The sequence below is a fragment of the Modestobacter sp. VKM Ac-2978 genome, assembly GCF_026968025.1.
In the GTDB taxonomy this organism is placed as follows: Bacteria; Actinomycetota; Actinomycetes; order Mycobacteriales; family Geodermatophilaceae; genus Modestobacter.
Genome location: NZ_JAPVBP010000014.1, coordinates 1,911 through 4,801 on the forward strand (window position 1 = coordinate 1,911; position 2,891 = coordinate 4,801).

The following is a 2,891-nucleotide window of genomic DNA, read 5'->3' on the forward strand; positions in this document are numbered from 1 at the left end:
GATGGTTCTGCCGAACTGTCAGGGAGTCAGAAAGCCATGTGTTAGTGGAAGGCCTCTGGAAGGGGTCGCCGTAGAGGGTGAGAGCCCCGTACACGAAAACTCATGGCCTCCCGAGTCGTATCCCAAGTAGCACCGAGCCCGTGAAATTCGGTGTGAATCTGGCGGGACCACCCGCTAAGCCTAAATACTCCCTGGTGACCGATAGCGGACAAGTACCGTGAGGGAAAGGTGAAAAGTACCCCGGGAGGGGAGTGAAATAGTACCTGAAACCGTGTGCCTACAAGCCGTGAGAGCCTTATGCGCACTTGTGCGTGGGGGTGATTGCGTGCCTTTTGAAGAATGAGCCTGCGAGTTAGCGGTACGTGGCGAGGTTAACCCGTGTGGGGTAGCCGTAGCGAAAGCGAGTCCGAACAGGGCGTTTGAGTCGCGTGCTCTAGACCCGAAGCCGAGTGATCTACCCATGGCCAGGTTGAAGCGCGGGTAAGACCGCGTGGAGGACCGAACCCACTTAGGTTGAAAACTGAGGGGATGAGCTGTGGGTAGGGGTGAAAGGCCAATCAAACTCGGTGATAGCTGGTTCTCCCCGAAATGCATTTAGGTGCAGCGTCACGTGTTTCTTGCCGGAGGTAGAGCACTGGATGGTCTAGGGGCCCCACAAGGTTACTGAAATCAACCAAACTCCGAATGCCGGTAAGTGAGAGCGTGGCAGTGAGACTGCGGGCGATAAGGTTCGTAGTCGAGAGGGAAACAGCCCAGATCATCAGCTAAGGCCCCTAAGCGTGTGCTAAGTGGAAAAGGATGTGGAGTCGCAGTGACAACCAGGAGGTTGGCTTAGAAGCAGCCACCCTTGAAAGAGTGCGTAATAGCTCACTGGTCAAGTGATTCCGCGCCGACAATGTAGCGGGGCTCAAGCACACCGCCGAAGCTGTGGCATTCACATGAACCCGTCTCTGATTTCGGTCAGTGGCCAGGTGTGTGGATGGGTAGGGGAGCGTCGTGTGGCGATTGAAGCGGCGGAGTGATCCAGCCGTGGACGCCACACGAGTGAGAATGCAGGCATGAGTAGCGAAAGGGGAGTGAGAAACTCCCCCGCCGGATGACCAAGGGTTCCTGGGCCAGGCTAATCCGCCCAGGGTGAGTCGGGACCTAAGGCGAGGCCGACAGGCGTAGTCGATGGACAACGGGTTGATATTCCCGTACCCGCGAAAGAACGCCCATGCTGAACCCAGCGATGCTAACCATCCGAAGCTCGTGACTGCCCTTCGGGGCTGATCGAGTGGAGCGTGGGACCCGGACTGGTAGTAGGCAAGCGATGGGGTGACGCAGGAAGGTAGTCCTACCGGTGAGTGGTAGTACCGGTGCAAGGGTGTGGCCCGCGATGTAGGTAAATCCGCATCGCATACAGGGTGAGGCCCGACGCATAGCCGAATGAGGCGAATTGGATGATCCTATGCTGCCGAGAAAAGCCTCTAGCGAGTTCTTAGCGGCCCGTACCCCAAACCAACTCAGGTGGTCAGGTAGAGAATACCAAGGCGATCGAGCGAACTGTGGTTAAGGAACTCGGCAAAATGCCCCCGTAACTTCGGGAGAAGGGGGGCCATCTGCTGTGAACCGCCTTGCGCGGGGCAGCGGTGGGTGGCCGCAGAGACCAGTGAGAAGCGACTGTTTACTAAAAACACAGGTCCGTGCGAAGTCGAAAGACGATGTATACGGACTGACGCCTGCCCGGTGCTGGAACGTTAAGGGGACGGGTTAGTCCTTCGGGGCGAAGCTCAGAACTCAAGCGCCAGTAAACGGCGGTGGTAACTATAACCATCCTAAGGTAGCGAAATTCCTTGTCGGGTAAGTTCCGACCTGCACGAATGGCGTAACGACTTCTCAGCTGTCTCAACCACAGGCTCGGCGAAATTGCACTACGAGTAAAGATGCTCGTTACGCGCGGCAGGACGGAAAGACCCCGGGACCTTCACTATAGCTTGATATTGGTGTTCGGTTCGGCTTGTGTAGGATAGGTGGGAGACTGTGAAGCGGGCACGCCAGTGTTCGTGGAGTCGCCGTTGAAATACCACTCTGGTCGAATTGGATGTCTAACCTCGGTCCGTGATCCGGATCAGGGACAGTGTCAGGTGGGTAGTTTAACTGGGGCGGTTGCCTCCCAAAATGTAACGGAGGCGCCCAAAGGTTCCCTCAGCCTGGTTGGCAATCAGGTGTCGAGTGCAAGTGCACAAGGGAGCTTGACTGCGAGACCGACGGGTCGAGCAGGAGCGAAAGCTGGGACTAGTGACCCGGCACCGGCATGTGGAAGCGGTGTCGCTCAACGGATAAAAGGTACCCCGGGGATAACAGGCTGATCTTCCCCAAGAGTCCATATCGACGGGATGGTTTGGCACCTCGATGTCGGCTCGTCGCATCCTGGGGCTGGAGTAGGTCCCAAGGGTTGGGCTGTTCGCCCATTAAAGCGGCACGCGAGCTGGGTTTAGAACGTCGTGAGACAGTTCGGTCCCTATCCGCCGCGCGCGTAAGAGACTTGAGAAGAGCTGTCCCTAGTACGAGAGGACCGGGACGGACGAACCTCTGGTGTGCCAGTTGTTCCGCCAGGAGCACTGCTGGTTGGCTACGTTCGGCAGGGATAACCGCTGAAAGCATCTAAGCGGGAAGCTCGCTTCGAGATGAGGTCTCTCACCGGGTCAACCGGGTAAGGCCCCCGCCCAGACCAGCGGGTTGATAGGCCGGAAGTGGAAGCGGCGCAAGTCGTGGAGCTGACCGGTACTAATAGGCCGAGGGCTTGACCACATACTCATCCAGCCCATTTTGCAAGACAATGTCGCGTCCACTGTGCAGCTCTGAAGGTACGGAACCCTTGTGTTCCGCTCCTCCTCAGACACCGTCCC

The 2,891-nt window shown here is 57.6% G+C and carries 1 rRNA gene (only partly in view); it reads left to right on the forward strand.

What is annotated here, in order from left to right:
- A 23S ribosomal RNA gene (locus tag O2W53_RS23755) occupies window positions 1-2,792 on the forward strand (it extends 207 nt beyond the left edge of the window).
- Window positions 2,793-2,891: the final 99 nt, after the last annotated feature.